The organism is Plantibacter sp. MPB07, from assembly GCF_046619465.1.
In the GTDB taxonomy this organism is placed as follows: domain Bacteria; phylum Actinomycetota; class Actinomycetes; order Actinomycetales; family Microbacteriaceae; genus Plantibacter; species Plantibacter auratus.
Map to the genome: position 1 here is coordinate 2,396,312 of NZ_CP177043.1, position 25,446 is coordinate 2,421,757.

A 25,446-nucleotide genomic window follows, 5' to 3' on the forward strand; every position below is an offset into this window, starting at 1 on the left:
CGAGCGACTAGATTGATCGTATGCGAGTGCACGTAGCCGACCACCCCCTCATCACCCACAAGCTCACGGTGCTCCGCGACAAGACGACACCGTCACCGGTGTTCCGTGCCCTCACCGAGGAGCTCGTCACGCTGCTCGCTTACGAGGCGACGCGCGGTGTCACGGTCGAGGAGATCACGATCCAGACGCCGGTGACCGAGACGGTCGGCGTCAAGATCAGCGAGCCGCGTCCGCTCGTGGTCCCGATCCTGCGGGCCGGCCTCGGCATGCTCGAGGGCATGGTGAAGCTGCTCCCCACCGCCGAGGTCGGCTTCCTCGGCATGGTGCGCAACGAGGAGACCCTCGAACCCACCACGTACGCGGAGCGTCTCCCCGACGACCTGTCCGACCGCCAGTGCTTCGTGCTCGACCCGATGCTCGCGACCGGTGGCTCGCTCGCGGCGGCCATCGACTTCCTCTTCAAGCGTGGCGCGATGCACGTCACCGCCATCTGCCTGCTCGCCGCCCCCGAGGGTCTCGAACGCCTCGAGGCCGAGACGGCCGGCAAGGACGTCACCATCGTCCTGGGCGCCCTCGACGAGAAGCTCGACGAGAACGGGTACATCGTCCCCGGGCTCGGCGACGCCGGCGACCGCCTCTACGGCGTCGTCTGACCCCTGCTCCCGCCGACATGAGGCGGATCGTCGTCCATCCCCGCGATGGACGACGATCCGCCTCATCTCAGTTGTGCCGCCAGCTGACAATCCCCGAGTAACAGAACGTCATCTTCCGCTCGCACTTGACAGGATCCGGGGGATTCCTGTTGTATTGCGGACTATGACGACCAACGCGCCCACCCCGACCTCCTTCGAGGCCCCTGGGAACGCCGGCATGATGATGCCCGGCCGCGCTGTCATGTGCTGTCGAATGTGTCGCTGATCCGACTCCTCCAGCACCGGTAGCGATCCACACGGATCCGCTCCACTGCTCCCAGCACCTCCGAGTCCGCCGCTCCCCCACCAGGTGAGCCGACTCCCGGACGTACCCCGTCCGTACCCGGCCGACGCGCCACTTCCCGGATCGCGGGACCGCAACTGCCCACCGGCAGGCGGGATCACCCCGAGCGCACCGCGCACGATCCGTCGTAGCATCATCACTCCCGAGGACCTCGCACTCATGTCTCTTGCAGCCGTTCAGACCACCCGCCCCACCCGCCAGCTCACCGCCGTCGAGGATGCGCCTCGGGCCGCGACCCCGCACGTCCGCGCCGTTCCGGCCGGCCCTGAAGCCCGAGGCTTCGTCCTCTACGTCGGTCTCGACGAGGCGAAGGCGGCGGCGGCCGGCACGAGCCTCGGTGAGATCGTCGAGGCCATCAAGGCCCTGACGGCCCAGTTCGCTCCGGAGGCCGAGACCCACGCGGCCGTCGCCCTCGCCCCCCGCGGTGCCGGCGGACGCGACCTCGACGTCGTCCGGCTCGCCCTCCAGGACCCCTCGGCACTCGCGGCCCACCGCGACGAGGTCGACGAGGAGGAGCAGGACCGCGCGCACGCCGGTGTCGTCGTCGACATCTCCCGGAAGCGCCTCGTCCTCGACAACGAAGCTGCGCCGCTCACGTACAAGGAGTTCGAGCTCCTCCAGTACCTCGTCCTCCGCGAAGGACGCACGATCGAGCGCGCGGAGCTCATCTCATCGCTGTGGCGTGCCGGCGACGACGAAGAGGTCCCGAACGAGCGGACCATCGACGTCCACGTGCGTCGCCTGCGCGCCAAGCTCGGCCGCTACGAGGACATCGTCCGCACCGTGCGCGGTGTCGGCTACCGCTTCGACCGCCACGCGGACGTCTCCATCCGCTACGCCAGCACCCCGTCGCCCGACCTGTTCTAAGCCGGTTCGGCGGCCCCACCGACGAGACGACGGGCGTCAGATGACGCGCGGCTTCTTCGGCTTCTCGCCCGGTGCGGGGACCGGGCGCATCGCGAGCTTCCACACGCCGAAGACGGCGATCGCGCCGGCGACGACGAAGAGCACGAGCGCTAACCAGGGCGCGCTGGCCGCCTCACCGAGCACGACGATGCCGATGCCGACGGCGACGAGTGGGTCGACGACGGTGAGGCCCGCGACCACCAGGTCCGGCTGTCCGCTCTGGTGGGCCTTCTGGACGAAGAACCCGCCCACCCCGGCGGCGACGAGCAATGCGATGATGCCGACGACCGTGAGACCCTCGAAGTTCTGCGTGATGACCCGATTGATGACGACCTTCGCGAGGGTCACGACGAAGCCGTACAGGACGCCTGCCGCGACCACGTAGAACACCGTGTGCAGCTTCCGGCGCCACAGGGCATAGGCACCCGCGAGGGCGAGGGTCACCACGGTCAGCATGATGAGGATGATGATGAGCTGCGGCTGACGGATCGGCTCCTCCACCGCGTAGAGCGCGGCGACGATCACGAAGAGGCCGATGCCGGCGACGCACAGCACCATCGCGCGGGTCTGCTCCTTGGTGATCTTGACCCGGGTGACCCTGGCGTTCAACAGTGCCGTGATCACGAGGGCGATCGCCCCGAGCGGCTGCACGACGATGAGCGGTGCGAAGGCCAGCGCGACGAGCTGGAAGACGATGGCCAGGCCGAGCAGCAGAGTGCCGATGAGCCAGGACGGGCGACCGAGCAGCTGCGGGAGCTGCTTCAGCCCGAACGCCGACGAGGCCGCCTCGACCTTCCCGACGCCCCGGGACTGGAGCTGGGTACCCACCGCCAGGAAGAAGGCGCCGACGAGGGCGATCGGGATGCCGATCGCCTGGTACGGCGTCACGCTGATCGTCGGGATGTCGAGGTCGACCGCTGCCCGGGCGGACTGCGCGACGACGCCCGCGGTACCCGACAGCAGCAGGGCGCCGGCCGCGAGGACCGGGAACGACGTGGCCGCCATCACTTCGCCGCCGCGCTCGTGCCGACGGCCGCCGTCTCGGCGTCACCGAGTTTGTTCTCCGGTACCACCTTGGAGTCCTGGCTCGGGAAGACGACCTTCTGCACGATGATGATGATCGATGCGGCGACCGGGATCGCGACGAGGGCGCCGAGGATGCCGCCGAGGGCACCGCCACCGAAGGCCGCGATGACGACGAGGGCGCCGGGGACGGCGACCGCCTTGTTCATGATGCGCGGGCTCAGGACGTACGCCTCGATCTGCATGTAGATCAGGTAGTAGATGATCGCGATGAGCGCGGTGACCGGCGAGACGAAGAGGCAGAGCGCGCTGTTCACGATCGAGGCGCTCAGCGTTCCGACGAGTGGGATCATCGACCCGATGAACGCCAGCAGGGCGAGCAGCGGCGGGAAGGGCGCTCCGATGATGCTGAGGAAGATGAAGCTCAGCACACCGTTGACCAGCGCGAGCCCGACCTGCCCGACGACGTATCGTCCGACGGCCTGCGTGATCTCCTCGAGCACCTGCGCGAAGCCCTCGCGGCGGTAGGCGGGGAGGAAGCGGTACGTGACGGCCTTCATCGAGCGCAGCGACGCGAGGAAGTACAGGGTCAGGATGAGGACGATGATCGAGCCGGTGATGCCCGATGCGACGCCCGCACCGACCGCGACGATGCCGCCACCGATGTTCAACAGGTTGTTGGGGTCCTTGAGGAAGGAGAACGCGTCGTTGAGCGCCGAGTCGATGTCGAGGGTGTTCCCGATCGTGTTCTGCACCCACGCGACGAAGTCGCTGTTCAGGAACTGCTGCGAGATCCGGGGGTAATCGCTCACGAAGTTCGAGATCTGCGTCACGAGCAGCGGCACGATGGCGAAGATGATGCCGACGAACGCGCCGATCACGGCGAGGAAGACGACGGCGATGGCGAGGCCGCGCGGCAGCTTCTGCTCGAGCCAGGAGACGAGCGGGTCCAGGCCGAGCGCGATGAACAGTGCGACGCCGACATAGATCAGGGTGGTGCTGAGCTGGGTGACGATGCTGCCGATCACGAGCGCGACGAGCACGCCGATACCCCCGACGAGGCCGATGCGGAACGCGTTGATGCGCACGCTCGGAGCCGAGGGCTGGAGGGCCGCGACCACGGCTGCCGACGGTGGCGAGGAGGCTGCGGCCTTCGCCGCGCGCTCCTGCTTGGCCTCCTGGTGCTTGGCGCGCCTGGCCTCGCGCTCCTCCGGGGTGGAGGAGAACCCGGGCAACCGGAGTTTGGGGGTCTTCATCGTGCGGTCTCCTCGGTGGTGATGCGATCGTGGTGCGATCGTGGTGCTGGGGCGTTCACATGGATCGCCGCTCTGTGCCTACAGTAGTGAGACGGAGCCCGGCTCGCAGATGTCACGGTCGGGTGTGACGAAACCGCCGGAAGTTGTCTCGGCCGGCACAGAGAGGCGGCAGGCGGTGGGTGTCGATCCAGTGCGCACGTCGGGTGGCCTCCTCGAGCAGGCGACCGACCGGACCCTCGTCGAACGGTGCGTCGACGGCGACACCCGCGCGTTCCAGGTGCTCATCACGCGCTACGGCAGGATGATGAAGGCGTACGCCGTGCGACTCACGCGCTCCTCGGCGGACGGCGACGACGTCGTCCAGGAGGCGCTCATCTCGGCCTGGAAGCGGATCGACACGCTCGAGGACGGCGCGATGGTGAAGAGCTGGCTGATGCGCATCGTCAGCCGCCGGGCGATCGACCTCATGCGGCAGCGTAAGGACACCGAATCGACCGACGACGCCATCATCGAGGCCCCGGAGCGCGACGGTCCCGAGCGGCGAGCCGAAGCATCGTCGCAGCTGGGAGCACTGTCAGCAGCGCTCGACAGACTGCCGCACGGACAGCACCAGGCTTGGGTGCTCCGCGAGATCGGCGGATACTCGTACGAGGAGATCGCCGAACAGCTGGGGCAGAGCGTCGCCAGCGTCCGAGGGAGTCTTGCACGGGCTCGGGCGACACTGGTCAAGGACATGGAGGGGTGGCGATGAACACCGAAATTCCGGGCTCCGGACCGGGCGAACCGGGCGGTTGCGCGCACGGGATCGACGCCCTCACGGACTACCTCGAACGCGACATGCTGCCGGCCGACCCGTCGATCGACGACTCGCCCGAATGCCAGCGGATCCTCCGGTCCCTGCGACGGGTCCGCTCGCTCGCCACGCCATTGCGGGAGGCGGACGAGGCGGCGGTCACCGCACTCGACCAGGACTGGATCCGCGGGATCATGGAGAACATCGGCCGTGAGGCGAAGGCCGGACGCGACATCCCGTTCGCCGCGTCCGACGACGCCGCGGCGCTCGTCATCACGGAGGGCACGGTCCGCGGGCTGGTCCGCGGTGCCGGCGACCGCACCCCGGGCGTGCTCGTGGGGCGCTGCGTGCTCGAGGGCGACGTCACCGTGGTCGGTGAACCGATCATGCTCCACGTCACGGTGAGCATCGGTTGGGGGAAGTCAGTCGCCGACACGGTTGCGTTGTTCCGCGAGGAGGTCGCCGCCAGCCTCCGGCAACACACGGACCTCGTCGTGGCAGGACTCGACATCGTCGTCGACGACCTGCACTTCGAGGCCGACGAGATCGGAGAGGTGGGGGACGATGCATGACCTGACGGAGACGGACGACGACCTCGGATCGCTCGCGAGCTCGCTCAACGACGTGATCCTGGCGGTACCGGGCGTCGACGGGTTGACCGCCGTCGAGCCCACCCTGCTCCGGGCCGCGAAGGAGGGCGTCGGTGCCCTGCTCGGCTCGCCCGACCAGCCGGCACGGGTGAGCGTCAAGCGGGTCCGAGGCGTCCTGACCGTGCAGACCAACATCTCCGTCGCCGCGGAGGCGGCATCCCCTGCCGTCGCGCAGGCGGTCCATCGCGCCATCGCGGAGCGGCTCCCCTCGTCCACCGACGAGGGTGCACCGTCCATCACCGTCCGCGTGATCGACGTCGTCCCGAGCGGCTCCCAGGACTGACACGAGCGCGCACGGTCCCGATCCGGGATCGTGCGCGCTCGATGTGAGGTGGCTCCTCGACTCAGCCGCTCGACTCCTCGGCGTCACTGCGGGCGCGACGCGCACGCACGACGAGGAGTGCCGCCCCGCCGATCACGAGCAGGAGCATCGCGGCGATCATCGCCTGGTCGAGCCAGAGCACGCCGGTCGTGGCCAGCGGACCCTGCGTTCCCTCCGTTCCGGACGGACGTTCCGGGGTCGCCTGCGGCGTCTCGGACGGCGTCGGTGTCGGCTCCGACGGGACGGACGGGTCCGTCGGGTCCTCGGGATCGGTCACCGGCGGGGTCACCGGCAGCTCCACCTCGACGATGCCGCCGTTCCAGGTGAGGTCGACCGCGTCCGCGCCGGTCGGCGACGGGTCGACCACGACGATGTCCTCCATGGTGGACGACTGTGGATCGAGCGCCGAGTTGACGAGGCCGTCGTCACCGACGCGGAAGCCGGTGATCTCCGCGCCCTCAGGTAGGTCGACACTGATGGTGTACGAACCCGAAACGAGCCCGCTGAAGCGGTATCGGCCGTCGGAGTCCGTCTCGGTCTCCTCGGAGACGGTGGCGCCGTGCTTGTCGACGCCGTCCAGCCGGAGCGGCACATCGGCCACGCCGTCGCCGGGCTGTCCGTCGGCACCGTCGTCGTCGAGTCCGTCACCGTCACGGTCCCACCAGAGGCGCTCGCCGATCGACGAGGAGACGACGGTCGTCGTCACGAGCGGGGAGCGCGCTCCGAGGGTCTGCGACGCCGAGCGCACCGTGGCGTCGTTCCGGTACTCTGCACCCGAGACCGCTCCGTCGGTCGTGAGTTCGACGGCGATCTCGTGACGTTCGAGGGCGTCGAGTTCAGCGACCTCCACACGGAATGCCGTGACGTCAGCGAGCGAGTCGGGGCATGCCTCCGCACCGAAGCGGTCGGCGGTGCACCACTCGAAGCCGTCCGGGAGCTCCCGGGAGGTGTCCGAGCCGTCGATGGCGGACGCGGCCTGCACCGCGGCCGGGTCGGCGGAGGTGTAGAGCACGCGGTCCCCGTCGGCGGCCTCGATCTCGTCGGCCAGGACGCCGGCCGCGGATGATCCACGGGTGTCGCCGACGAACGGGAGCACGTCCACCAACGCGACGTCCTCCTGGGCTCCGGTGGCGTTCATGTTGGCGTAGGCGAGGCGGTAATCGATCCGGTCGCCGGACTCGATGACGCGCTGTTCGACGCTCTTCTGCACGCGGAGCCCACCGGGCGCACGGAGCGACACGGTCTGGCGCCCGTGGTGCGCGTCCTGCGTCGTGGCGTCCTCAGGGACCTCCTCGAGCGAACCCGGGTCGTCCGGGCTCGCGACGACCACCTGGTTGACCAGGTCGCCGACGAGCGTCGCATCCGACGTCGCCCAGTACCGGATGACGGGCTCGGCGCCGCGCTCGACCTGCCCGAGCCTCCAGGTGAGGAGGGTGGTGCCGTCCTCGGCGAGCTCGACCGAGTCGGGCACGTGCGACACCTCCGTCGGGTCGTAGACGAGTCCGGCGGGCAGTCGGTCGACGACGACGACGTCACGTGCGGCGTTCCCCTGGCCGGGCACACTCGTGATCTGGGGCGTCACCTCGAAGCGGACGCGGTCACCCGCGAGCAGTTGGGCCGGCGAACCGGGTTCCACGGCCGGTTCGATCGCCCGCTTCCCGATGCCGATCACGGCGTTGGCTGCGATGAGGCGGTCGCCGCGAGGGTAGCCCTCGTTCGTCGGTTCCGCCGGGTCGTATTTGCTGTGGTACCAGCCATCCTTCGCGTACCATGCGCTCGTGTCGCGATCAACGGGATACTGCTCCGGGCTGTAGAGCGAGTAGCTCTCGGCGAGGAGGCTGCCGGCCGGGACGCCGGCGTTCAGCTCGAGGGTGAGCGAGGCCATGACGCTCGCGCCGATAGCGATGGTCCCGTTCGCACTCCGGTAGCGGATCTTCGTGATGTCCTCGGCGTCGATCGACGAGGGGTCGGTCGTCCAGATGTCGTCGCCGTCGTTGCAGGTCGTGTCGTTCATCTGCTTCCACCGGGTCGCGTCGTCCGCACCCACGTCGACGGTCGGCCGGGTGCCGTACTCGATGACGATGTCCGTCGTGCCGTGCGAGCGCGCGGGCACCCCGTCGATGCCGATGGCCGCACGCTGCGTCTTCGTGTCGAAGGCCTGGCAGAACACCTGCCCCGTGAACTCGGTGCCGCCGCGGTTGTTGAACATCGTGAGCGCGCGATACTGCTGGCCGGGGACGACCACACCATCACCCGTGCCAGGAAGGAACTGACCGGGGACCGGGATGAGCTTGATGGTCTCGTCGACGTACCGGGTGCCGTGGCTGCCGTCAGCTCGACGGATGAGGTTCGCCGTGGCGCTGTTGTCGTCGAGCGGCTCGGTGGCGTTGGCGATCGGTTCGCCCGCCGCATCGGTGCCGGTCGCGACGAGGTCGCGGAGGGTGATGCGCGTGCTCAGCGAGCCGTTGGCGGGCACGTCGTCCCGAGGGACGAAGACACCGAAGCGACCGAGCGCGAGGTACCCGCGGAGCGGGATGGCGGCACCGTTGGCGGTCTTCGACGGGATGTGGTCGGCACTGAGGTCGGCGCCCGAGACGGTCACGATGATGCGGCGGGCGTCGTCCGGGTCGATCCGGCAGGTCCACCGGCCGGAGTCCGTGACGGCGTTCTCGCCACCGCCGCGGACCTTGGGGAACACTCGGCTCTCGGCGGCACCTGCGGCGCAGGCGGTCTCGTTCGACAGACGGGCGTTCGGGCTCACGTCGTCGAGGTCGATCACGAACGTGACGTCCTCGGTCACGTTCGCCTGACCGCGTGCACCGAGACCCCCGGCAGCGTTGTAGCCGGACAGGTCGAGATACGCGTCGTATTGGACGCGGAACCCGGAGAGTCCGTCCTGCTGGGCGGTCGTCGAGATCAGTTGCGGCCGCACCCCGAGGTTCACCCGCGGGCCGCTACTCGCTGTCGTCGTGGGGACCTCCGTCGCGTCCTCGGCGAGCGCGCCGGAGGCCACGTCGTTCGCCGCCGCGCTGAGTGCTCCCGCCGGGGAGGTGAGCACGGAACCGTTCGGCATGCTCTCCGCCGTGGCGACCAGGTCGTAGGTGGTGACGGAGTTCGGCAGGACGCCGCCGATGACGCACTCGAGGACGCGTCGGTCGTCGCTGACGGTCGACCCGGCTCCGCAGTAGGCGGGGAGCGCGGTGACGATCGGCCAGCGCAGGCCGTCGGGGAGGGTCTGTCGAACGGTCACGAGATCGCCGGCTGCGGCTCCGTCGAGCTGGACCTCGACGCGGTAGGTGACCGTGTCGTGCGTGCGGACGACATCGTTCGTCGCGCTGCTGTCGTGGCCGGGGGCGTCGTCCACGTCGAACGGGGCGGTGCCGGTGGCGACGCTGGCGAGCACGATCTGCAGCGCGAGATCGGCGTTCGGGGCCACGGCGTCGGGGGTGGCGGCGGGCTCGGTCCGCGGTGCCGACGGGGTCGTCGGCGGGGTGTCGTCGGGGTCGCTGCCCGAGGAGGGCTCGTCGGTGTCGACCGGGCTGTCGCCGGTGGGCTCATCGACGGGCGCGGGGTCCGTCGGTGCCGTTGCCGGGGTGCCGGCCGCTGTCGCGGGCGAAGCGACCGTGCCGGTCAGCAGCGCGACGAGCGCGACGATGGCGCCCGCGTGGGCGGTGACGATCCGGCGTCGGGGCCGGTGCGGTGTGGACATGGGGGTCTCGTCTCGGTAACGTGTGGTCGGGTGGTATTTCAGAGCGTAACATAATAAACATACGTGGGAAAGTGGGGCCATCGACACCCATGCGTTCGCGCTCCGCCCCGGTAGCGCACTCGGACAACTCCCAGCAAAAATAACGTTCTGATAACTACCGCTCGTTACCGATCCGTTATATGGTTTTGGAACGTTAGTTGTTTTGCTGTGGCAGCTGACGGAATGTGATTGCAGGACACTCTTGGTGCTAGGGAAAGAGAGCCGGTCGTAGCCTCTGCGACCGGCTCTCGTCATGTCCGGAGACGATACGGAGCGCAACCACCCCACCTCGACGCACCGCTCGACGGCCGTCCAGGATAGATTCAGGTGGTGGATCGTCGGACGGCAGCGGGAGCGGGTATGGACGAGAGGCGACTCGCGATCGCCGCGTGGGAGTCACTGTTCCGCGCGCAGGTCGACGTGATGCGCCACATCTCGCAAGACTTCCCGAGCCACGGCATCTCGCTCAACGAGTACGACGTCCTGCACACGATGTCGAGGGAGCCCGATCGTCGCATCCGTCTGCGCGACCTCAACTCGAGCGTGCTGCTCTCGCAGCCGAGCATCAGTCGCCTGGTCGACCGACTCGTCGCGCGCGGACTGGTCGGCAAATGCCCCGACCCGGACGACGGCCGCGGCACCCTCGTCCGCATGACCGACGCGGGCTACGACGTCTACCGTGCGGTCGCCATCGCCCACGGTGCGACGATCGCCGAACGCGTGACCACGTCGCTCAGCCCACAGGAGATGGCGACCCTCGCGGCGCTCAGCGACAAGCTCCGCGGAGCGTGAGCCGCGCCGACTGATCCGGCGCGCACGGCCCCCACTGTCGTGTCCGATTTCCGCTCGTCGGACCCGGTGGCGCATGTCAGACTCGGATCATGGACGACACCCGGAGCATGGACTTCGCCGAACGCTATCGCGCGATCCAAGCCCGCGACCAGCGCTTCGACGGGCAGTTCATCACGGCCGTGAGCTCCACGGGGATCTACTGCCGGCCGTCCTGCCCGGCTCGGACCCCGAAGCCGGAGAACGTCACCTTCTACGCGACGAGCGCCGCAGCGCACGAGGCCGGTTTCCGCGCATGCAAGCGGTGCCTGCCTGAGGCTGTCCCTGGCACGCCCGCCTGGAACCTCGGCAACGACGTCGCCGCGCGCAGCATGCGCCTCATCGCCGATGGCGTCGTCGAACGCGAGGGCGTCCCGGGACTCGCCTCGCGCCTCGGGTACTCGAGCCGGCATCTGACGCGGATCCTCAGCGCCGAGCTGGGCGCGGGTCCACTCGCCCTGGCGCGGGCCCACCGCGCGCAGGGTGCTCGACAGCTGCTGACCGGCACCGACCTCCCCTTCGGTGACATCGCCTTCGCCGCCGGGTTCTCGAGCATCCGGCAGTTCAACGACACGATGCGGGAGGTGTTCGAGCTCACCCCCGGTGAGCTGCGCGCGAAACACCGGACGGTCGGCGAACACGCCTCCGGCTCGATCACCCTGTCCCTGCCGTTCCGCCGCCCGTTCGACGCAGCGGGCGTCTTCGCCTGGCTCGCGCCACGGGCGGTGGACGGCGTCGAGCTCGCGGGGCCCGACCACTACGCCCGGCTCCTCGCCCTCCCCGGCGGCACGGCGTGGTTCGAGGTGCGACAGCTCGGCGACGACCTCCGACTCACCGCCGAGGTGACGGACCTCGCCGACCTGCCGGTGCTCGTCTCGCGGGTCCGTCGGCTCTTCGACCTCGACGCCGACCCGACGTCGGCCGACGCCGTCCTCGCGACGGACCCGCGTCTCGCCGCCTCGGTCGCGGCCACACCCGGCATCCGACTCCCCGGGGCGGTCGATCCGGAGGAGATGCTGGTCCGGGCGATGGTCGGCCAGCAGATCACCGTGGCCGCGGCGCGCACCCAGCTCCGCCGTCTCGCGGACGAGGTGAGCACGACGGTCCCCGAACGACACGGACTGCACCGGCTCTTCCCGACGGCGACGCAGATCGCGAACGGCGGGGAGGCCGCACTCGTCGGGCCCCGAGCGCGGATCGACAGCCTGCTCGGCGTCGCGCGGGCACTCGTGTCCGGTGAACTCACGATCGGCTTCGGCGACGACCGCGACGAGCTCCGGACGCGCCTGCTCGCCATGAAGGGGATCGGCCCCTGGACGGCCGACTACGTCAGCATGCGGGTGCTCGGCAACCCCGACGCCTTCCTGCCCGGCGACGTCGCCGTCCGCACGGGTGCGGGCCGACTCGGCCTGCCGTCCGACGCCCGCACCCTCACCGCGGAAGCGGACGCCTTCGCCCCGTGGCGCTCCTACCTCTGCCTCCACCTGTGGAAGGCGGCCTCCACACCGGCGCCGTCCGCCGCGCCCGCAGCCCTCGAGAAAGGTCCAGCAGCATGACCACCACCATCTCCAGCACGAGCGCCCGCCGCGGTGACGGCCGGGCGTCCGGCGCGCAGCTCACCGCGACCAGCCAGACCGTCGACACCCCGGATGGCCCCTTCACGATCCTCGCGCGGGAGGACGGGGCGGTCCTCTCCTCAGGGTGGTCCGACGACATCGGCGTCATGCTCGAACGGATCCGACCCGCCGACCGCCCCGGCGAGACCGTGGCGGGGACGATCGCAGCGATGGACGCCGTCCGCGCGTACTACGACGGCGACCTGGCGGCGATCGACCTCGTACCGGTCGCCCAGTTCGGCGGCCCGTTCCGCACGCACGCCTGGACGGTGCTGCGGACGATCGCGGCAGGACACCCGGTGACGTACACGGAGTTCGCCGCGGCGAGCGGTCGGCCGTCGGCGGTCCGCGCTGCGGCGAGCGCCTGCGCGACGAATGCGCCCGCCCTGTTCGTCCCGTGCCACCGTGTCCTCCGGACCGACGGGTCGCTCGGTGGGTTCGCGTGGGGACTCGACGTCAAGCGGTCGTTGCTCGACCGCGAGGCCGCGCTGAGCTGAGTGGGTACGGGAAGAGTGACCGCCGGTCCCTGAGCACCCATCCACGGTCCCTGAGCACCCATCCCCGGTCCCTGAGCCTGTCGAAGGGCGGCGCTTCCCCGTGGGCACTTCGACAAGCTCAGTGACCGGAGAAGGAGACAGCGGAGCACGAGGGCACCCGTCCAAACGGCGAGAACCCTCCCACGGTCCCTGAGCCTGTCGAAGGGCGGCGCTTCCCCGTGGGCACTTCGACAAGCTCAGTGACCGGAAGATGGCACGGGGACCGGAAGATGGCACGATGACCGGGACGGCACGATGACCGGGACGGGCGGGTCCGGTCAACCCTGCGGACCGAACGGATCGTCCGCGTAGGCTGACGGGATGGCTGCTGCCCCGACGATCGTATGGTTCCGCGACGACCTCCGCCTGGCCGACAACCCCGCGCTGCACGCAGCGGTCGAGCTCGACGCGCCGATCCTCTGCCTGTTCGTCCTCGACGACAGCGAAGCGCTGCGACCGCTCGGCGGCGCGTCCCGCTGGTGGTTGCACCACAGCCTCGAGGCGCTCGGCGACGACATCCGCGGTCTCGGCGGCACGCTCCTCCTGCGGTCCGGGAGCGCGGCGACCATCGTGCCCGAACTCGCCCACTCGATCGGCGCCGGCGCCGTCCTGTGGAACCGTCGCTACGGCGCGGCCGAGCGCGAGATCGACGCCGGGATCAAGTCGGAGCTGAAGGAGGCCGGGCTCGACGCTCGCAGCTTCGCCGCGAACCTCCTCGCTGAGCCGTGGGAGATCGTCACCGGTCAGGGGCAGCCGTATTCGGTGTTCACCCCGTTCTGGAAGGCCTCGCTGCAGCGGCACGCGGCGAACCCGCCGAGACACCCCCTCCCCGCGCCGACCGCACTGACCGCCATGGCCGAACCGCCCTCGGGCGACGAGCTCGGCTCCTGGAACCTGCTCCCGACGAAGCCGGACTGGGCGGCCGGAATCCGGGAGCAGTGGACGCCCGGTGAGGCCGGCGCCGACGCGCGGCTCGCCGAGTTCCTCGACGACGGCGTCACGGGCTACGCGGAGGACCGAGACTTCCCGGCCCAGCCGTCGACCTCCGGGCTCTCCCCGCACCTCCGGTTCGGCGAGATCAGCTCGCCGCAGATCTGGCACGCCGCCCGCGACGGCCGCCGGCATCTCGGCGACGACGGCGCCACCTTCCTCAAAGAACTCGGCTGGCGCGACTTCGCCTACCATTGCCTCTTCGCCTTCCCCGACCTCGCGACGCGCAACTGGCGTCAGGCCTTCGACCGGTTCCCCTGGCCGGACGTCGACCAGGACGCCTTCGACGCCTGGACCGCCGGGAGGACCGGGATCCCGCTCGTCGACGCCGGCATGCGGGAGCTCTGGGCGACGGGCACCATGCACAACCGGATCCGGATGGTGACGGCATCCTTCCTCACCAAGAACCTGCTCATCCACTGGAAGCTCGGCGAGGACTGGTTCTGGGACACGCTCGTCGACGCCGACCCGGCGTCCAACCCCTTCAACTGGCAGTGGGTGGCCGGCAGCGGCTTCGACGCCTCGCCCTACTTCCGGATCTTCAACCCGGAACGGCAGCGCGAACGCTTCGACGCCGACGACGCGTACATCAAGCGATGGGTGCCCGAGTTCGGGACGCCCGACTACCCCGAGCCGATCGTCGACCTCGGCGAGACGAGACAGGCTGCGCTCGCGGCGTACGAGCAGGTCAAGGGGGCGTAGCTCCGGGCCGTCGTTCTTCGACCCTTCGACAGGCTCAGTGACCGGGATTAGTGACCGGGTGGATCGGACCCTGAGTCAGTCGACCCTTCGACAAGCTCAGGGACCGGGATTCGGCTCAGTGACCGGGTGGATCGGACCCTGAGTCAGTCGACCCTTCGACAAGCTCAGGGACCGGGGTGGCGCTCAGGGACCGGGGTGGGCGCTCAGGGACCGGGACGGGCCTCAGCGACCGTGCGAACCCGGTCCCTGAGCCTGTCGAAGGGCGGGGACACGACCAGTCCTCGGGCCTGTCGACGGGGGGTCAGCGGGTGCGGAAGAGACCGGCGCGCTGGGCCGCGGCGATCGCGGCAGAGCGGTTCGACACGTCGAGCTTCGTGTAGATGTGGGCGAGATGCGACTTCACGGTTGTCTCCCCGACGTGCAGTCGCCCGGCGATCTCGAGGTTGGTGAGCCCCTCGGCCGCCCGCGCGAGCACCTCGATCTCGCGCGCGCTCAGCGCCTGTTGCGGTGCGTTCACCCGAGCGACCAGCCGGGTCGCCACGGCCGGCCCGAGCACCGAGTTCCCGCCGGCCGCCGAGCGGATGCCGTCAATGAGGTCCTCCGGGGCGGCGTCCTTCAACAGATACCCCGCGGCTCCGGCTTCGATCGCGCCGAGGATGTCGGCGTCGGAGTCGTAGTTCGTCAGCACGAGGACCGACGGACCGCCCGGCAGCGACGCGATCTCCCTCGTCGCATCGATCCCCGTCGGACCGTCGCCGAAGCTCAGGTCCATGAGGACGAGGTCGGCGCCGGGTGCGGCGGCGACGGCCTCGGCTGCGGTCGACGCGGTCCCGACCACCTCGATGTCGGCGATCGGCGCGAGCACCGCGAGGAGCCCGGCTCGGACGATCGGGTGGTCGTCCGCCACCACGACCCGGATGACCGGCGGCTCCCCGGCATCCGTCGCATCGTCACGCATGGACGTCCCCCTCCACTCCTGGTGCTGCGAACCGCACGGTGATGGTCGTGCCGGCGCCCGGCGCGCTGCGCACCTCGACCTCGCCACCCAGTTCGGTGATGCGACGGCGCATGGACATCATGCCGAACGAACCGCCCGCAGTGCGCTCGGCGACGCTCGCCGCATCGAACCCCACCCCGTCGTCGTCGATGTCGAGGATGACCTCCTCGTCGAGGTAGGTGAGGGTGACGTCCGCCCGGCTCGCTCCGGCATGCCGGACGACGTTCGCGAGACTGCTCTGCGCGGTCCGGAGGAGCGCGGTCGTCACCGGCGTGCCGAGGACGAACGCATCGCCGGTGACCGTCGTGGAGACCGGCGTGCCGCTCTGGGCGGTCGTCGTCTCGGCGAGCCGACCGAGCGCGTCCGCGATCGTCGCGCCGACCAACGCCGGCGGGCTCAGCTCGTCGATGAGGCTGCGCGTCTCGGCGAGGGCCGTCGCCGCGGCGTCCCGCGCCAGACCGATGTGCGAACGCAGCTGCTCGGTGCCGGGCTGCTCGACGGCAGAGCGCTCGGCCGCGTGCAGGAGCAGTTGGATGCTCGACAGGGCTTGGGCGACCGTGTCGTGGAGGTCGGCGGCGAGGCGCTCGCGCTCCGCCAGCTTGCCCGCCTGCCGGCCCCGCTCGGCGAGCTCCTCGCGTGCTGCGACGAGCTCGGCGATGAGTCGCTCCCGCTCGGCCGCCTCCCGGGCCAGCGCTTCGTAGCCGAGTCCGATCGCGACGGCCACGGCCGCACCGACGAGCGGGCCGACGACTCCCCCGACGCTGAAGCCGGCGTGCAGACCGATCGCCACGACCGCGGCGATGGTGGCGGTCACGACGGCGGGCACCGCGACGGCCCTGGGGAGGAGGTGCAGATAGAGGAAGAACAACGGGAAGACCAGGTAGGCGGCATCCGGGCTGAGGAGCACCAGGACCACCCACTCGACGCTCAGCAGCACCAGCCAGACGAGGACGGACACCCGACCTCGACGCACGCCGACAGGAGCAGCGTCGCGATCGGTGGTGCCGCTGACGATAACCGCACGGCGGACCCGACCGCCGAGGATCGCGCCAGCGGCGTAGGTGAGCAGCATGACGACGGCGAGGACGATCGCCGCGAGGGCCGCTTGGCCACCGACCGAGACGGATCGCGCGATCACGAGCACGATGAGTGCCGTGACCAGGCCGTGGAGGCCGAGCTGCAGGCCGGTGAACACGGGGCTGAGTGCCGAGTGCTTCATCCGCCCAGCGTACGGCGGGGATCGTCCTCGCGAATCATCAGAAAGGTGGAACGTCGCCTCCACCTGACCGCGCCTGAGGACCGTCCCGTCCGACGATGCCCGGCGTCGGCGACGCGGCGAGGCTGGAATCCTGCCGCACCACGGAGACGCCGTCGGGCGGCGGACAAGGAGTCCCCATGTTCGTCGCCTGGCGCGACATGCGCTTCGCCACCGGTCGCTTCGTGCTGATCGGGGCGGTCGTCGCCCTCATCACCCTGCTCGTCGGATTCCTCAGCGGCCTCACCGCAGGGCTGGCGAACCAGAACATCTCGGCGATCACCGGGCTGGGTGCGTCGAGCATCGTCCTCGCGGCCCCCGCCGACGGCGAGCAGGCGACGTTCGCCGACTCCGCGATCGATGCGGACGCGGCCACCACGTGGGCTGCGGTCCCCGGGGTGGACGGTGTCCAGGAGCTCGGCATCAGCCAGACGCGGATGACCACGGACGATGCGCGCACCTCCGTGGCACTGTTCGGGATCAGTGGTGACGCCGTCGCGGGTCGCGCAGCCGACGTGCCCGCTCACGGGACCGCCCGCCTGAGTCGGACCGCCGCGGAGGCCCTCCACGTCTCCCGAGGCGACACCGTCTCGATCGGTGGCAGCGAACTCGAGGTCGGATCGGTCGTCGACGACCAGTGGTACAGCCACACGCCGGTCGTCTGGACGAGCCTGTCGGAGTGGCGGTCGCTGCAGGCCGCGCAAGGGTCCCCCGGCGACGGAGCGACCGCGCTCGCCATCACCGGGAACCCGAGCGCCGATGCGGTGACGGGAGCGGAGCAGGCCACCGGCACGGTGTCGAAGGACGTCCTGTCGTCCCTGCTCGCGATCGGATCGTTCCGCTCCGAGATCGGATCGCTCCTCCTCATGGTCGCCATGCTGTTCGGGATCTCCGCGCTCGTCATCGGAGCCTTCTTCACGGTGTGGACCATGCAGCGCGCGGGCGACGTGGCGATCCTCAAAGCACTGGGCGCGACGACCCGTCGGCTGTCGCTCGATGCACTCGGCCAGGCGCTCGTCCTCCTCGTCCTCGGCGTGGGACTCGGCATCGGCATCACCGCCGCACTCGGATCCGCGGCTGGCACGGCGCTGCCCTTCGTGCTCAGCCCACTGACGACGCTCGTGCCCGGGGTGATCATGATCGCCCTCGGCCTGATCGGCGCGGCGTTCGCCCTGCGGTCCATCCTCTCGGCCGACCCGTTGACCGCGCTCGGCGGCAACCGGTGACCGTGCACGCCCTCCCCGCATCCTTCCTCGCACCCACCCCCGTCACCATCGGAGTCACCCCATGATCTCGCTCACCGACGTCACCCTCACCTTCCCCGACGGCGATCACCGCGTCACCGCCGTCGACCACGCGACCCTCACCGTCCCGGCCGGGACCGTGACCGCGCTCACCGGGCCCTCGGGCTCCGGGAAGTCGAGCGTGCTCGCCGTCGCGGCCGGCCTCATCCGGCCCGACAGCGGCCTCGTGGAAGTGGCCGGGGTCGACGCCACCTCCCTCGACCGCCGTGCGGCAACCGACTTCCGCCGCACGAGGCTCGGCATCGTGTTCCAGCAGGCCAACCTGCTGCCGTCGCTCACGGCCCTCGAGCAGTTGTGCGTCCTCGGGACGCTCGGCGGCCGCGCGTCGCGGGCCGACCGGACGCGCACCCGCGAGCGGGCCGCGATGCTGCTCGCCGCCGTCGGGCTCGCCGACCAGGCCGGCAAGCGGCCGCATCAGCTCTCCGGCGGTCAGCGGCAGCGGGTCAACATCGCGCGCGCCCTCATGAACGAGCCCGACGCCCTCGTCGTGGATGAGCCGACCAGTGCACTCGACCACGAGCGCGGATCCGCGATCATCGAGCTCATCCTCGAACTCACCGCGACCTCGGGCGCCGCGACGCTGCTGGTCACCCACGATCGGAGCCACCTCGACCGCATGGACCAGGTGCTCGTCATGGAGGACGGTCGGCTCAGCGCCGCCGCCGACGCGCTGGCCCTGCGGTCCTGAGGTCCACCGTCGCCCGGCGGTAGGGTGAGGTCACGTCGAGAGAGGACCGCCATGCGCCGTGCGACCCGTGGGCTGACCGTGATCGCGATCGTCGGCGCCGTGCTCGGCACGAGTGCCTGCACCGGTGGCGCGGACTCGCCCTCCGGTCAGAGCTCCGCGAGCGAGGCCGGCGTGATCGCACCCGTCATCGTGCAGCTCGTCGATCAGGACGGCCGCACCGTCACCGTCGGCCTCGACAACGTGGTGGACCTCGTCGCCGTCGATCCGACCGTGTGGTCCGCTGAGATCGAGGATCCGTCGATCGCGGAGTACGTACCGGGCGGATCCCGCGGCGGCGCGTCGTTCAACCCCGGCCTGCAGCCGCTCGAGGTCGGGAGCACGACGGTGACGCTGACGAACAGCTCCGACGATTCGACCGTCGTCCTCACGCTCGAGGTCGTCGACCGGTCCTGAGCCGGGGACGCTCGTACGAACCGAACCGGTCCCTGAGCCTGTCGAAGGGCGCACCCACCCCAGTCCCTGAGCCTGTCGAAGGGCGCACCCACCCCGACCAGTCCCTTTCGAACCGAACCAACATCTGCATCCTCTCCCTCAAGTGCCGGACCACTTCTCCATCGAGGGAAAGGCTCGCGGAGCGAGCCGTGGCAGCTGGCTTGCCGAGACATCCGGAATTGACAAGGCAACAGACCCCCGCGTGACTGATCTCCGCGGATGGGCGTCACACGCCGAGGACGGATGGACGGGCATCAGGCCGGCGAATCTCACCCGGAGCAGGCGGAGGCTATAGTCCTGTATACGAGACTGGAGGGACTAAAATGTCAAAGCCCATTGCTGCGCTTCGGGGCGAGGAACGTGCTCTTGCCTCTCACGTCAGGGCGGTGTTGATCGCCAGAGATGACAAGATGGAGAGCTGGGATGTGGAGCTGCTCCGCGTAGATTCGGGCGCTGTACTCGCCGCGGATCTCTACTCGGTTCCGACACCCTCTCGGGGTTCCATTTTGGATGTCATCTCCTACGCCCTCTCGACGATCGGGCTCCAGGCGGGCCCCAGCCCTCTCGCGAACGCATCTCAGGGCCCCTCCGACTTCACCTTCCCCGTATCACAGGTTTCTCACACAGAGAACTAGTATTTGAGCGCATGAGATGCCACTCTGAACGGGTAGATGGCAGCAACCCAGAGGAGGCTTCATGAAATCTGTCCGATCGATCCGGAACATGCTTGTCGGTGTCGCCGTGCTTGGACTGAGTCTTGGCGGAGCGAGCTCATCCGCCCTGGCATCAGACGTGCAGGACGATGGCACCAGCGCTGTTTCCTCTCCGATGGAGGCCATCAAACTCACGGCCGACAACGCCATCGCCTACGGCTACGCGGTCCGCACAGACTCGGACGGGCAGCAGTGGGCCATGGACGCGGGCACGCCGGACGGAGACTTCACACATGCAGTCCCGATTGCAGAGGAGAGCGGCGCCTCGACACGGGATCGCGTCGTCGGAAACTGCGGCAGTTCATGGGTCTATCTGAGCGGCAAAGAGGGCTACCGCAGTGTCTACACCGGCTACGACATCCAGCCCAAATTCGGACTTCCCGTAAGCCACGTCTGGTCGGTCGCCGTTTACTCGAGCATCGATTTCGAGAGCTTCGACTTCAGTGGCCTGCCCGCCTGGGGAGCCGAGAGGTGGTTCGAAACCAGGTTCATCGATACCCAGGTGATCGAGGGCCTGCCAATCTCTACGATTGCGGGCGGATCAGTACTCACGACTGGGGGCCTTTGCGTTAGCGGATCTCCCACCGACACGATCACTGGCTAGACCAATTCTCAACGAGGGGGACCGACTCATCGCGTCGGTCCCCCTCTCAGTTCTGCAGGTCGCCTCACATCGCTCCGTCCACTACCCTCGGCGTCTTCTAGCTCGGTGACCGGTCGAACAGTGCTCAGATGTTGAGGTAGCGGCAGAGGTACGCGGTGGTGACCTCGACCTCGACCTGGAAGCTGCTGCTCCCCGGGACACTGAACTGCGCGTCGGGCCCGAAGTCCTGCCAGGCACTCGTGTTCGGCAGCAGCACGCGGAGCTTGCCGGAGATCACCGACATCTCCTCGGCCTTGCCCGTGGTGAAGGTGTACTGCCCCGGCTCCATCACTCCGACGCTGGCCGACTCCGCACCGGGCTCGTTCGTGGTGAAGCCGATCGACTTCACGTTGCCGTCGAAGTACTCGTTGCTCGTCAGCATCAGGGGCCTCTCGTCGTGGTCCGGGACCGCGGCGGCGGAACCGGCCTTCATCGTATCGGCTCGGCGAAGAACGCCTCCTCGTGCGCGGCCGAGGCCAGGAACGCCCGTCGCATCGTCTCCCGGCCGGCCTCGTCCGCACGAGCCGCCGCCCCGGCGACGATCTCGATCGCCCGGGCGTTCGCCGTCGCGAAGGCGGGGTCGGCGTACGTGTCGAGCCACGCCGCGAAGGGGTGCTCCGCGTGCGATGCGCCGACGAGCCGTTCACCGAGATCCTGATAGATCCAGTAGCAGGGCAACACGGCGGCGACCACCCGCCCGTAGTCGCCGTCGACGGTCGCCGCGTGCAGGTGGTCGAGGTACGCCGTGGTCGTCGCCGACGGTTCCACGTCCATACCGCCGACGGCATACGTGCTCAACCAGGTGCGGTGCAGCTCCATCTCGGCCTCGATGGAGCCCGCCGCGCCGGTCGCCCAGAACACCTGTTCCTCGGCCGTCGGCGCCAGTGCACTCGCTCGTGCGAGGACCCGCGAATAGGCCCGCAGGTAGATCGCGTCCTGCTGCAGGTACCAGGCGAACCGGGCTGGATCGAGGGTGCCGTCCGCGAGCGTCGTCACGAACGGCAGGTGATCGATCCGCGTCCGCAGCTCGGCGATGTCCTCCCACCAGCCCGTGAGGATGCCGGCGCCGTCCTGCCGACTCGAGGTCGTCCCGGACGATGCCCACAGCTCGGCGAAGTGGCTGATCGGCCCGTTGCCCGAGCCGACCTCGAGCACGTCCGCGTGTCGGAGGCTCGACGTGAGCCACGTCTTCGCCTTGCCGAGCGCCTCGGTCCAGGACCCCGAACGGACGACGAGGGTGGCCATCGCGCTCGACAGGGAGCATCCGGTCCCGTGGGTGTTCCCTGTGTCGACTCGAAGACCGTCGAACTCGACGAGTGATCGGTCGTCGCCCAGACCACCGGTGGCGTCGACGAGCGCATCCGGGCACGCGGTCGTCCCCGTCAGGTGCCCACCCTTCACGAGCACGATCACGCCCGCCTGCGCCGAGACCCGCTCCGCCTGGGCGAGTGCGTCGGCCCAGCTCGTCGCCACCGGTTCGTCCGCGAGGACGGCGAGCTCCGGCAGGTTCGGGGTCACGAGGTCGACGCGCGGGAGGAGCGCGCGCATGGCCGCTTCGGCGTCGCGGCGGAGGAGACGGTCGCCGCTCGTCGCCACCATCACCGGGTCGAGGACGACGGGTCCGGTCACCGTCTCCTGCAGCCAGGTCGACACGGTGTCGATGATCGCGACATCGCCCAGCATCCCGATCTTGACCGCGTCGATCACCACGTCGTCCGCGACCGCGTCCAACTGCTCGCGAAGGAAACCGACGGGCGGGGTGTGCACGGATCGGACGCCCCGGGTGTTCTGCGCGACGAGCGCGGTGACGACCGCCATGCCGTATCCGCCGTTCGCGGCGATGCTCTTGAGGTCGGCCTGGATCCCGGCACCGCCGGTCGGGTCGGTGCCGGCGATGCTCAGCACCCGCGGTGTGTCCCGGACCGCGACAGGTCGTCGACCGCGCACCCGGTCCGAGCTCGACGACGCCGGCGCCGTCGTCTCTTTCACGGCGCTCATGCCGAGACCTCAATCCAGGCGCTGTGGAACGCCCGGGCGGCGGCCGCCGGATCGTCGGCGGCGCAGATGGCGGAGACGACGGCGAGACCAGCGGCACCGGCAGCGTGGAGCTCGACCGTGTCCTCCAGTGACACCCCACCGATCGCGACGCACGGGAGCGGGGTCGCGGCGGCGATCGCGGCGAACCCCTCCATGCCCAGCGGCTCCGGGTGGTCCGGCTTGGTCGTCGTCGGGCGGATGACGCCGACGCCGAGGTAGTCGACCGTCCCGAGTGGCAGCGCTGCGACCGCGTCGAGGTGCGCCGAGGTGTTCGCCGTCAGTCCCACGACGGCGGCCTGACCCACGATGCGACGCACGGCGTCGACCGGGAGATCGCTCTGACCCACGTGGACGCCGTGGACGACGGCGCCGGCGGAACGGGCGGCGAGGAACACGTCCACCCGATCGTCGACGAGGAGCAGCGCCCGCCCGGCGACGACCTCCGCCGCACGCACGGTCAGGTCGAACAACTCTCGCGCCGACGCGGTCTTCTCCCGCAGCTGGACCGCGGTCACCCCACCGTCGACGGCCCGGCGCACGACGTCGAGGACACCGCGATCCCCGCTGGCCGAAGCATCCGTGACGAGGTAGGTGGCGATACCGCGGCGCACGAGCTCGGCGTGCGAACGGGCCGCGAGGACCCGGTCCGCGGTGGTCGAGGCGCTCACGCGATCACCGCCAGGCTGCGGACGGTGTCGGCATCGAGGAGGTGGAGGTGGTCGAGGAAGGCGGGAGCGAAGGAGCCGGGTCCACGGCTCTCCGCGGCCGCCAGCTGCGCGGCGACCGTGTACGCGGTGGTCGCCGCGACCGTCGTCAGCAGCCGGTCGTCGTCGAGTGACGCGAAGGCGGCGAGTACGGCACCGAGGGCACAGCCACCGCCCGTCACGAGGGTGAGCCAGGCGTGCCCGTTCGAGCAGCGGACGATGCGCTCACCGTCGGTGATGACGTCTGTCGGCCCGGAGATCGCGACGACGGCACCCGAGGTGCGGGCGATCGCGGTGGCCGCCTCGATCGCACTGTCGACCGAGTCGGTGCTGTCGACCCCGCGACCGCCGGCGCCCAGTCCGGCGAGCGCGATGATCTCGCTGGCGTTGCCGCGGACGATCGTCGGCCGGAGGGCGAGGAGTTCGGTGGCGAGCGCCGTGCGCACCGGCAGGAAGCCGACGGCGACGGGGTCGAGCACCCACGGGGTGCCGGCGTCGTTCGCGGCGGTGGCGGCCTCGACCATGGCTTCGCGCTGCTCCGCCTGCGGCGTCCCGAGGTTGAGGAGCACCCCGGAGGCGATGCGGGCGAACGGTCCGGCCTCGGTGGGGATGTCGGTCATCGCCGGGGCGGCGCCGATGGCGAGTAGGACGTTCGCGGTGAAGTTCGTCACCACGGCGTTCGTGATCGATTGGACGAGCGGCGTGCACTCGCGCAGGCGGTCGAGGAGGTTCCCGGAGGCGCTCGCGAACTCGCCGACGGACGGCTCGTCGGTGGACGGGTGGGCAGACTGCTGCGGTGTGCGAATGCTCATTCGCGACATCCCTTCGCTCGGACTAACGAGATCAGGTTCGACGGGTGTGTTCTCAGCCGATCGTCGTGGGATCGGCACCCCGTGTCACTCGCGACCACCCTAGCGGGTCGGCCCGGCTTCCCGTCCAGCGGGCGGGCGAGGATGATGGAGGGATGGACTTCTTCGAGCTGGTCACCATCGTCTTCGAGGTCGCCGGTGTCGGGGCGATGGTCGTGGGCTTCGTGATCGCCGTCACCCTCTCGGCCCGCCTGTGGTGGAGCACGCGCGACGGCGCACGGGCTTTCCGGATGCTGCGGGAGACGATCGGCTCGGTCATCCTGCTCGGGCTGGAGATCCTCGTGGCCGCCGACCTCGTGAAGACGGTCACGTCGACGCCGTCGCTGACCGACGCACTCGTCCTCGCGATCATCGTCGTCATCCGCACCCTGCTGAGCTTCTCCCTGCAGATCGAGATCGAGGGCACCCTCCCCTGGAGGCGCCTGGCGACGACCGGTCCACAGCTGTTCGACCGTGCCGTCAAGCGCGGTGGCGAACGCACGCGGCGTCGCGCCGAGGAGCAGGACGTGTCGACGTCAGCCGATCCGACACCGGCGCCGACGGTCGCGGCGCAGGCCGTCCCCGACGATGAGGACGGCTTCCCCGAGCTCCGCAGTCGCAGCTAGTGCGGCGCGGCTAGCGCGCCGCGGAGGTCGCCCAGGTGTCGCGGATGAGGTCGGGCAGCAGGCGCATGTCGTCGAAGACGTGGGTGCCGTCGCCGATGAGGCGCTCGGCGGGCGTCATGCCACCGGCGTAGGCGTAGACCGTCATGCCGGCCGCGCGGGCAGCCAGGACGCCGACGACGCTGTCCTCGATGACCGCGCACCGCTCGGGGGCCGTGTCGAAGTCGGCGGCGGCATGCAGGAAGAGGTCGGGTGCGGGCTTGCCGACGGCGACGTCGGTCGCGCTGAAGATGCGCCCGTCGAAGCGGTCGTGGATGCCCACCTGCCCGAGGTTGCGGACGACGTCGTGCAGCATCCCGTTCGAGGCCACGCACAGCGGCACCCCGGTCGCAGCGATGCCGTCGAGGGCGTCGACGACCCCGTCGACCGCCTCGAGCTCGCGCTCGCAGATGCCGCGGAACATGTCGCTCCAGCGCTGGATCCAGTCAGCCTCGAGCGGCTTCCCGAGACGCTGCTCGACGAGCGTCGCGTAGGTCTCGAGCGAGGCGCCGACGAAGAGCTCCCGCACCTCGGCCTCGGTGTAGTCGCCGCCGACCTCGTTGAGCAGCTGGAGGTTCACCTGGACGGAGATGCGTTCCGTGTCGACGAGCGTGCCGTCGCAGTCGAAGATGACGAGGTCCGGATAGTCGACTGGCATGCTCCGAGCCTAAACGACACCGCCTGCGCTGTGGCCGTGTGCCCTCCGGCGGCGACCTCCGACGGCGGTCGGCGTCATG

24 protein-coding genes and 1 riboswitch are annotated in these 25,446 nt (G+C 69.9%); of the genes, 14 read left to right on the forward strand and 10 right to left on the reverse strand.

Translation table 11 applies throughout. The annotated features are described in order from the left end of the window. Nucleotides 1-20 precede the first annotated feature (20 nt). Together upp and ACLIME_RS11015 are read left to right on the forward strand one after the other, a co-directional pair. The gene (gene upp / locus ACLIME_RS11010) at nucleotides 21-653 is read left to right on the forward strand and encodes a uracil phosphoribosyltransferase (RefSeq protein ID WP_079706630.1); all 633 of its coding nucleotides are present in this window, start codon (nucleotides 21-23) and stop codon (nucleotides 651-653) included. Nucleotides 654-1,155: 502 nt separating this feature from the next. Next, nucleotides 1,156-1,863, forward strand: a complete 708-nt coding sequence (locus tag ACLIME_RS11015; RefSeq protein WP_079706629.1) for a winged helix-turn-helix domain-containing protein — start codon at nucleotides 1,156-1,158, stop codon at nucleotides 1,861-1,863. 36 nt (nucleotides 1,864-1,899) lie between these two features. On the opposite strand, the gene ACLIME_RS11020 is transcribed toward ACLIME_RS11015, so the two are convergent. Further along, nucleotides 1,900-2,907 (reverse strand): DMT family transporter, encoded by a 1,008-nt coding sequence (locus ACLIME_RS11020; RefSeq protein ID WP_411556926.1) that lies wholly within the window; start codon nucleotides 2,905-2,907, stop codon nucleotides 1,900-1,902. Continuing rightward, entirely contained in the window at nucleotides 2,907-4,181 is a 1,275-nt protein-coding gene (locus ACLIME_RS11025; RefSeq protein WP_079706627.1) for an AI-2E family transporter, read from the reverse strand. Before ACLIME_RS11025 ends, ACLIME_RS11020 begins: the two co-directional genes overlap by 1 nt. Nucleotides 4,182-4,356: 175 nt before the next feature. Between ACLIME_RS11025 and ACLIME_RS11030 the strand changes: the two genes are divergently transcribed. From ACLIME_RS11030 to ACLIME_RS11040, 3 genes are read left to right on the forward strand one after another with little or no spacing between them, the layout of a single operon-like run. Next, nucleotides 4,357-4,932 (forward strand): RNA polymerase sigma factor, encoded by a 576-nt coding sequence (locus tag ACLIME_RS11030; protein ID WP_236555260.1) that lies wholly within the window; start codon nucleotides 4,357-4,359, stop codon nucleotides 4,930-4,932. Then, entirely contained in the window at nucleotides 4,929-5,546 is a 618-nt protein-coding gene (locus ACLIME_RS11035; protein ID WP_411556927.1) for an Asp23/Gls24 family envelope stress response protein, read from the forward strand. Before ACLIME_RS11030 ends, ACLIME_RS11035 begins: the two co-directional genes overlap by 4 nt. Beyond that, nucleotides 5,539-5,907, forward strand: a complete 369-nt coding sequence (locus tag ACLIME_RS11040) for a hypothetical protein (protein ID WP_411556928.1) — start codon at nucleotides 5,539-5,541, stop codon at nucleotides 5,905-5,907. The genes ACLIME_RS11035 and ACLIME_RS11040 overlap by 8 nt, the downstream gene beginning before the upstream one ends. A 61-nt stretch (nucleotides 5,908-5,968) precedes the next feature. Here the strand turns inward: ACLIME_RS11040 and ACLIME_RS11045 are convergent, their stop codons facing one another. Then, nucleotides 5,969-9,655: an SdrD B-like domain-containing protein gene (locus ACLIME_RS11045; RefSeq protein ID WP_411556929.1), complete on the reverse strand. Its 3,687-nt coding sequence runs from the start codon at nucleotides 9,653-9,655 to the stop codon at nucleotides 5,969-5,971. 399 nt (nucleotides 9,656-10,054) lie between these two features. Between ACLIME_RS11045 and ACLIME_RS11050 the strand changes: the two genes are divergently transcribed. The 4 genes from ACLIME_RS11050 to ACLIME_RS11065 all read left to right on the forward strand — a co-directional run bounded on the left by ACLIME_RS11050 (nucleotide 10,055) and on the right by ACLIME_RS11065 (nucleotide 14,366). After that, nucleotides 10,055-10,486, forward strand: a complete 432-nt coding sequence (locus ACLIME_RS11050) for a MarR family winged helix-turn-helix transcriptional regulator (protein ID WP_411558792.1) — start codon at nucleotides 10,055-10,057, stop codon at nucleotides 10,484-10,486. Nucleotides 10,487-10,575: 89 nt separating this feature from the next. Continuing rightward, a complete protein-coding gene (locus tag ACLIME_RS11055; RefSeq protein ID WP_411556930.1) occupies nucleotides 10,576-12,078 on the forward strand; it encodes an AlkA N-terminal domain-containing protein in 1,503 nt (500 codons plus the stop codon). Continuing rightward, entirely contained in the window at nucleotides 12,075-12,635 is a 561-nt protein-coding gene (locus ACLIME_RS11060) for a methylated-DNA--[protein]-cysteine S-methyltransferase (RefSeq protein ID WP_411556931.1), read from the forward strand. The genes ACLIME_RS11055 and ACLIME_RS11060 overlap by 4 nt, the downstream gene beginning before the upstream one ends. Nucleotides 12,636-12,995: 360 nt before the next feature. Then, nucleotides 12,996-14,366, forward strand: a complete 1,371-nt coding sequence (locus ACLIME_RS11065; RefSeq protein WP_192005974.1) for a cryptochrome/photolyase family protein — start codon at nucleotides 12,996-12,998, stop codon at nucleotides 14,364-14,366. A gap of 301 nt (nucleotides 14,367-14,667) precedes the next feature. On the opposite strand, the gene ACLIME_RS11070 is transcribed toward ACLIME_RS11065, so the two are convergent. Both ACLIME_RS11070 and ACLIME_RS11075 read right to left on the reverse strand, forming a co-directional pair. After that, entirely contained in the window at nucleotides 14,668-15,324 is a 657-nt protein-coding gene (locus tag ACLIME_RS11070; RefSeq protein ID WP_411556932.1) for a response regulator, read from the reverse strand. Beyond that, nucleotides 15,317-16,582, reverse strand: a complete 1,266-nt coding sequence (locus tag ACLIME_RS11075) for a sensor histidine kinase (RefSeq protein ID WP_411556933.1) — start codon at nucleotides 16,580-16,582, stop codon at nucleotides 15,317-15,319. The genes ACLIME_RS11070 and ACLIME_RS11075 overlap by 8 nt, the downstream gene beginning before the upstream one ends. A 176-nt stretch (nucleotides 16,583-16,758) precedes the next feature. On the opposite strand from ACLIME_RS11075, the gene ACLIME_RS11080 reads away from it, so the two are divergent. The 4 genes from ACLIME_RS11080 (at nucleotide 16,759) to ACLIME_RS11095 (ending at nucleotide 20,419) form a co-directional block, all read left to right on the forward strand. Further along, nucleotides 16,759-17,844: an ABC transporter permease gene (locus ACLIME_RS11080; protein WP_411556934.1), complete on the forward strand. Its 1,086-nt coding sequence runs from the start codon at nucleotides 16,759-16,761 to the stop codon at nucleotides 17,842-17,844. Between the two features lie 61 nt (nucleotides 17,845-17,905). Beyond that, complete coding sequence (locus ACLIME_RS11085) at nucleotides 17,906-18,610, forward strand: ABC transporter ATP-binding protein (protein WP_411556935.1); 705 nt, start codon at nucleotides 17,906-17,908, stop codon at nucleotides 18,608-18,610. Nucleotides 18,611-18,661: 51 nt separating this feature from the next. After that, nucleotides 18,662-19,063 carry a hypothetical protein gene (locus ACLIME_RS11090; RefSeq protein ID WP_064296142.1) on the forward strand — a complete coding sequence of 134 codons (402 nt, stop codon included), beginning with the start codon at nucleotides 18,662-18,664 and terminating at the stop codon, nucleotides 19,061-19,063. Nucleotides 19,064-19,798: 735 nt separating this feature from the next. After that, nucleotides 19,799-20,419 carry a hypothetical protein gene (locus tag ACLIME_RS11095; protein WP_411556936.1) on the forward strand — a complete coding sequence of 207 codons (621 nt, stop codon included), beginning with the start codon at nucleotides 19,799-19,801 and terminating at the stop codon, nucleotides 20,417-20,419. Nucleotides 20,420-20,543: 124 nt separating this feature from the next. Here the strand turns inward: ACLIME_RS11095 and ACLIME_RS11100 are convergent, their stop codons facing one another. The 4 genes from ACLIME_RS11100 to thiM form a co-directional block, all read right to left on the reverse strand. Then, nucleotides 20,544-20,840, reverse strand: coding sequence for a pyrimidine/purine nucleoside phosphorylase (locus ACLIME_RS11100; protein ID WP_086475105.1), 297 nt, complete (start codon nucleotides 20,838-20,840; stop codon nucleotides 20,544-20,546). Nucleotides 20,841-20,887: 47 nt separating this feature from the next. Then, on the reverse strand, nucleotides 20,888-22,456 hold the full coding sequence (locus tag ACLIME_RS11105; protein WP_411556937.1) for a bifunctional hydroxymethylpyrimidine kinase/phosphomethylpyrimidine kinase: 1,569 nt from the start codon (nucleotides 22,454-22,456) through the stop codon (nucleotides 20,888-20,890). After that, the gene (gene thiE / locus ACLIME_RS11110; RefSeq protein ID WP_307783489.1) at nucleotides 22,453-23,163 is read right to left on the reverse strand and encodes a thiamine phosphate synthase; all 711 of its coding nucleotides are present in this window, start codon (nucleotides 23,161-23,163) and stop codon (nucleotides 22,453-22,455) included. Before thiE ends, ACLIME_RS11105 begins: the two co-directional genes overlap by 4 nt. Continuing rightward, on the reverse strand, nucleotides 23,160-24,011 hold the full coding sequence (gene thiM / locus ACLIME_RS11115; RefSeq protein WP_411556938.1) for a hydroxyethylthiazole kinase: 852 nt from the start codon (nucleotides 24,009-24,011) through the stop codon (nucleotides 23,160-23,162). The genes thiE and thiM overlap by 4 nt, the downstream gene beginning before the upstream one ends. Then, nucleotides 24,003-24,103: riboswitch (TPP riboswitch) on the reverse strand. (Overlaps the previous gene by 9 nt.) A 60-nt stretch (nucleotides 24,104-24,163) precedes the next feature. On the opposite strand from thiM, the gene ACLIME_RS11120 reads away from it, so the two are divergent. Further along, nucleotides 24,164-24,673: a DUF1622 domain-containing protein gene (locus tag ACLIME_RS11120; protein ID WP_192019015.1), complete on the forward strand. Its 510-nt coding sequence runs from the start codon at nucleotides 24,164-24,166 to the stop codon at nucleotides 24,671-24,673. A gap of 10 nt (nucleotides 24,674-24,683) precedes the next feature. Here ACLIME_RS11120 and ACLIME_RS11125 read toward each other — a convergent pair whose 3' ends face one another. Continuing rightward, nucleotides 24,684-25,367 carry an HAD family hydrolase gene (locus ACLIME_RS11125; protein ID WP_411556939.1) on the reverse strand — a complete coding sequence of 228 codons (684 nt, stop codon included), beginning with the start codon at nucleotides 25,365-25,367 and terminating at the stop codon, nucleotides 24,684-24,686. Nucleotides 25,368-25,446: the final 79 nt, after the last annotated feature.

Coding starts and splice junctions, on each gene's coding strand:
- ACLIME_RS11065 (WP_192005974.1), top strand. CDS start 12,996: ATGGCTGCTGCCCCGACGATCGTATGGTTCCGCGACGACCTCCGCCTG.
- ACLIME_RS11050 (WP_411558792.1), top strand. CDS start 10,055: ATGGACGAGAGGCGACTCGCGATCGCCGCGTGGGAGTCACTGTTCCGC.
- ACLIME_RS11120 (WP_192019015.1), top strand. CDS start 24,164: ATGGACTTCTTCGAGCTGGTCACCATCGTCTTCGAGGTCGCCGGTGTC.
- ACLIME_RS11025 (WP_079706627.1), bottom strand. CDS start 4,181: ATGAAGACCCCCAAACTCCGGTTGCCCGGGTTCTCCTCCACCCCGGAG.
- thiM (WP_411556938.1), bottom strand. CDS start 24,011: ATGAGCATTCGCACACCGCAGCAGTCTGCCCACCCGTCCACCGACGAG.
- ACLIME_RS11020 (WP_411556926.1), bottom strand. CDS start 2,907: ATGGCGGCCACGTCGTTCCCGGTCCTCGCGGCCGGCGCCCTGCTGCTG.
- ACLIME_RS11045 (WP_411556929.1), bottom strand. CDS start 9,655: ATGTCCACACCGCACCGGCCCCGACGCCGGATCGTCACCGCCCACGCG.
- upp (WP_079706630.1), top strand. CDS start 21: ATGCGAGTGCACGTAGCCGACCACCCCCTCATCACCCACAAGCTCACG.
- ACLIME_RS11100 (WP_086475105.1), bottom strand. CDS start 20,840: ATGCTGACGAGCAACGAGTACTTCGACGGCAACGTGAAGTCGATCGGC.
- ACLIME_RS11040 (WP_411556928.1), top strand. CDS start 5,539: ATGCATGACCTGACGGAGACGGACGACGACCTCGGATCGCTCGCGAGC.
- ACLIME_RS11105 (WP_411556937.1), bottom strand. CDS start 22,456: ATGAGCGCCGTGAAAGAGACGACGGCGCCGGCGTCGTCGAGCTCGGAC.
- ACLIME_RS11070 (WP_411556932.1), bottom strand. CDS start 15,324: ATGCGTGACGATGCGACGGATGCCGGGGAGCCGCCGGTCATCCGGGTC.
- ACLIME_RS11055 (WP_411556930.1), top strand. CDS start 10,576: ATGGACGACACCCGGAGCATGGACTTCGCCGAACGCTATCGCGCGATC.
- ACLIME_RS11080 (WP_411556934.1), top strand. CDS start 16,759: ATGTTCGTCGCCTGGCGCGACATGCGCTTCGCCACCGGTCGCTTCGTG.
- ACLIME_RS11125 (WP_411556939.1), bottom strand. CDS start 25,367: ATGCCAGTCGACTATCCGGACCTCGTCATCTTCGACTGCGACGGCACG.
- ACLIME_RS11090 (WP_064296142.1), top strand. CDS start 18,662: ATGCGCCGTGCGACCCGTGGGCTGACCGTGATCGCGATCGTCGGCGCC.
- ACLIME_RS11085 (WP_411556935.1), top strand. CDS start 17,906: ATGATCTCGCTCACCGACGTCACCCTCACCTTCCCCGACGGCGATCAC.
- ACLIME_RS11035 (WP_411556927.1), top strand. CDS start 4,929: ATGAACACCGAAATTCCGGGCTCCGGACCGGGCGAACCGGGCGGTTGC.
- ACLIME_RS11060 (WP_411556931.1), top strand. CDS start 12,075: ATGACCACCACCATCTCCAGCACGAGCGCCCGCCGCGGTGACGGCCGG.
- ACLIME_RS11075 (WP_411556933.1), bottom strand. CDS start 16,582: ATGAAGCACTCGGCACTCAGCCCCGTGTTCACCGGCCTGCAGCTCGGC.
- ACLIME_RS11015 (WP_079706629.1), top strand. CDS start 1,156: ATGTCTCTTGCAGCCGTTCAGACCACCCGCCCCACCCGCCAGCTCACC.
- ACLIME_RS11095 (WP_411556936.1), top strand. CDS start 19,799: ATGAAATCTGTCCGATCGATCCGGAACATGCTTGTCGGTGTCGCCGTG.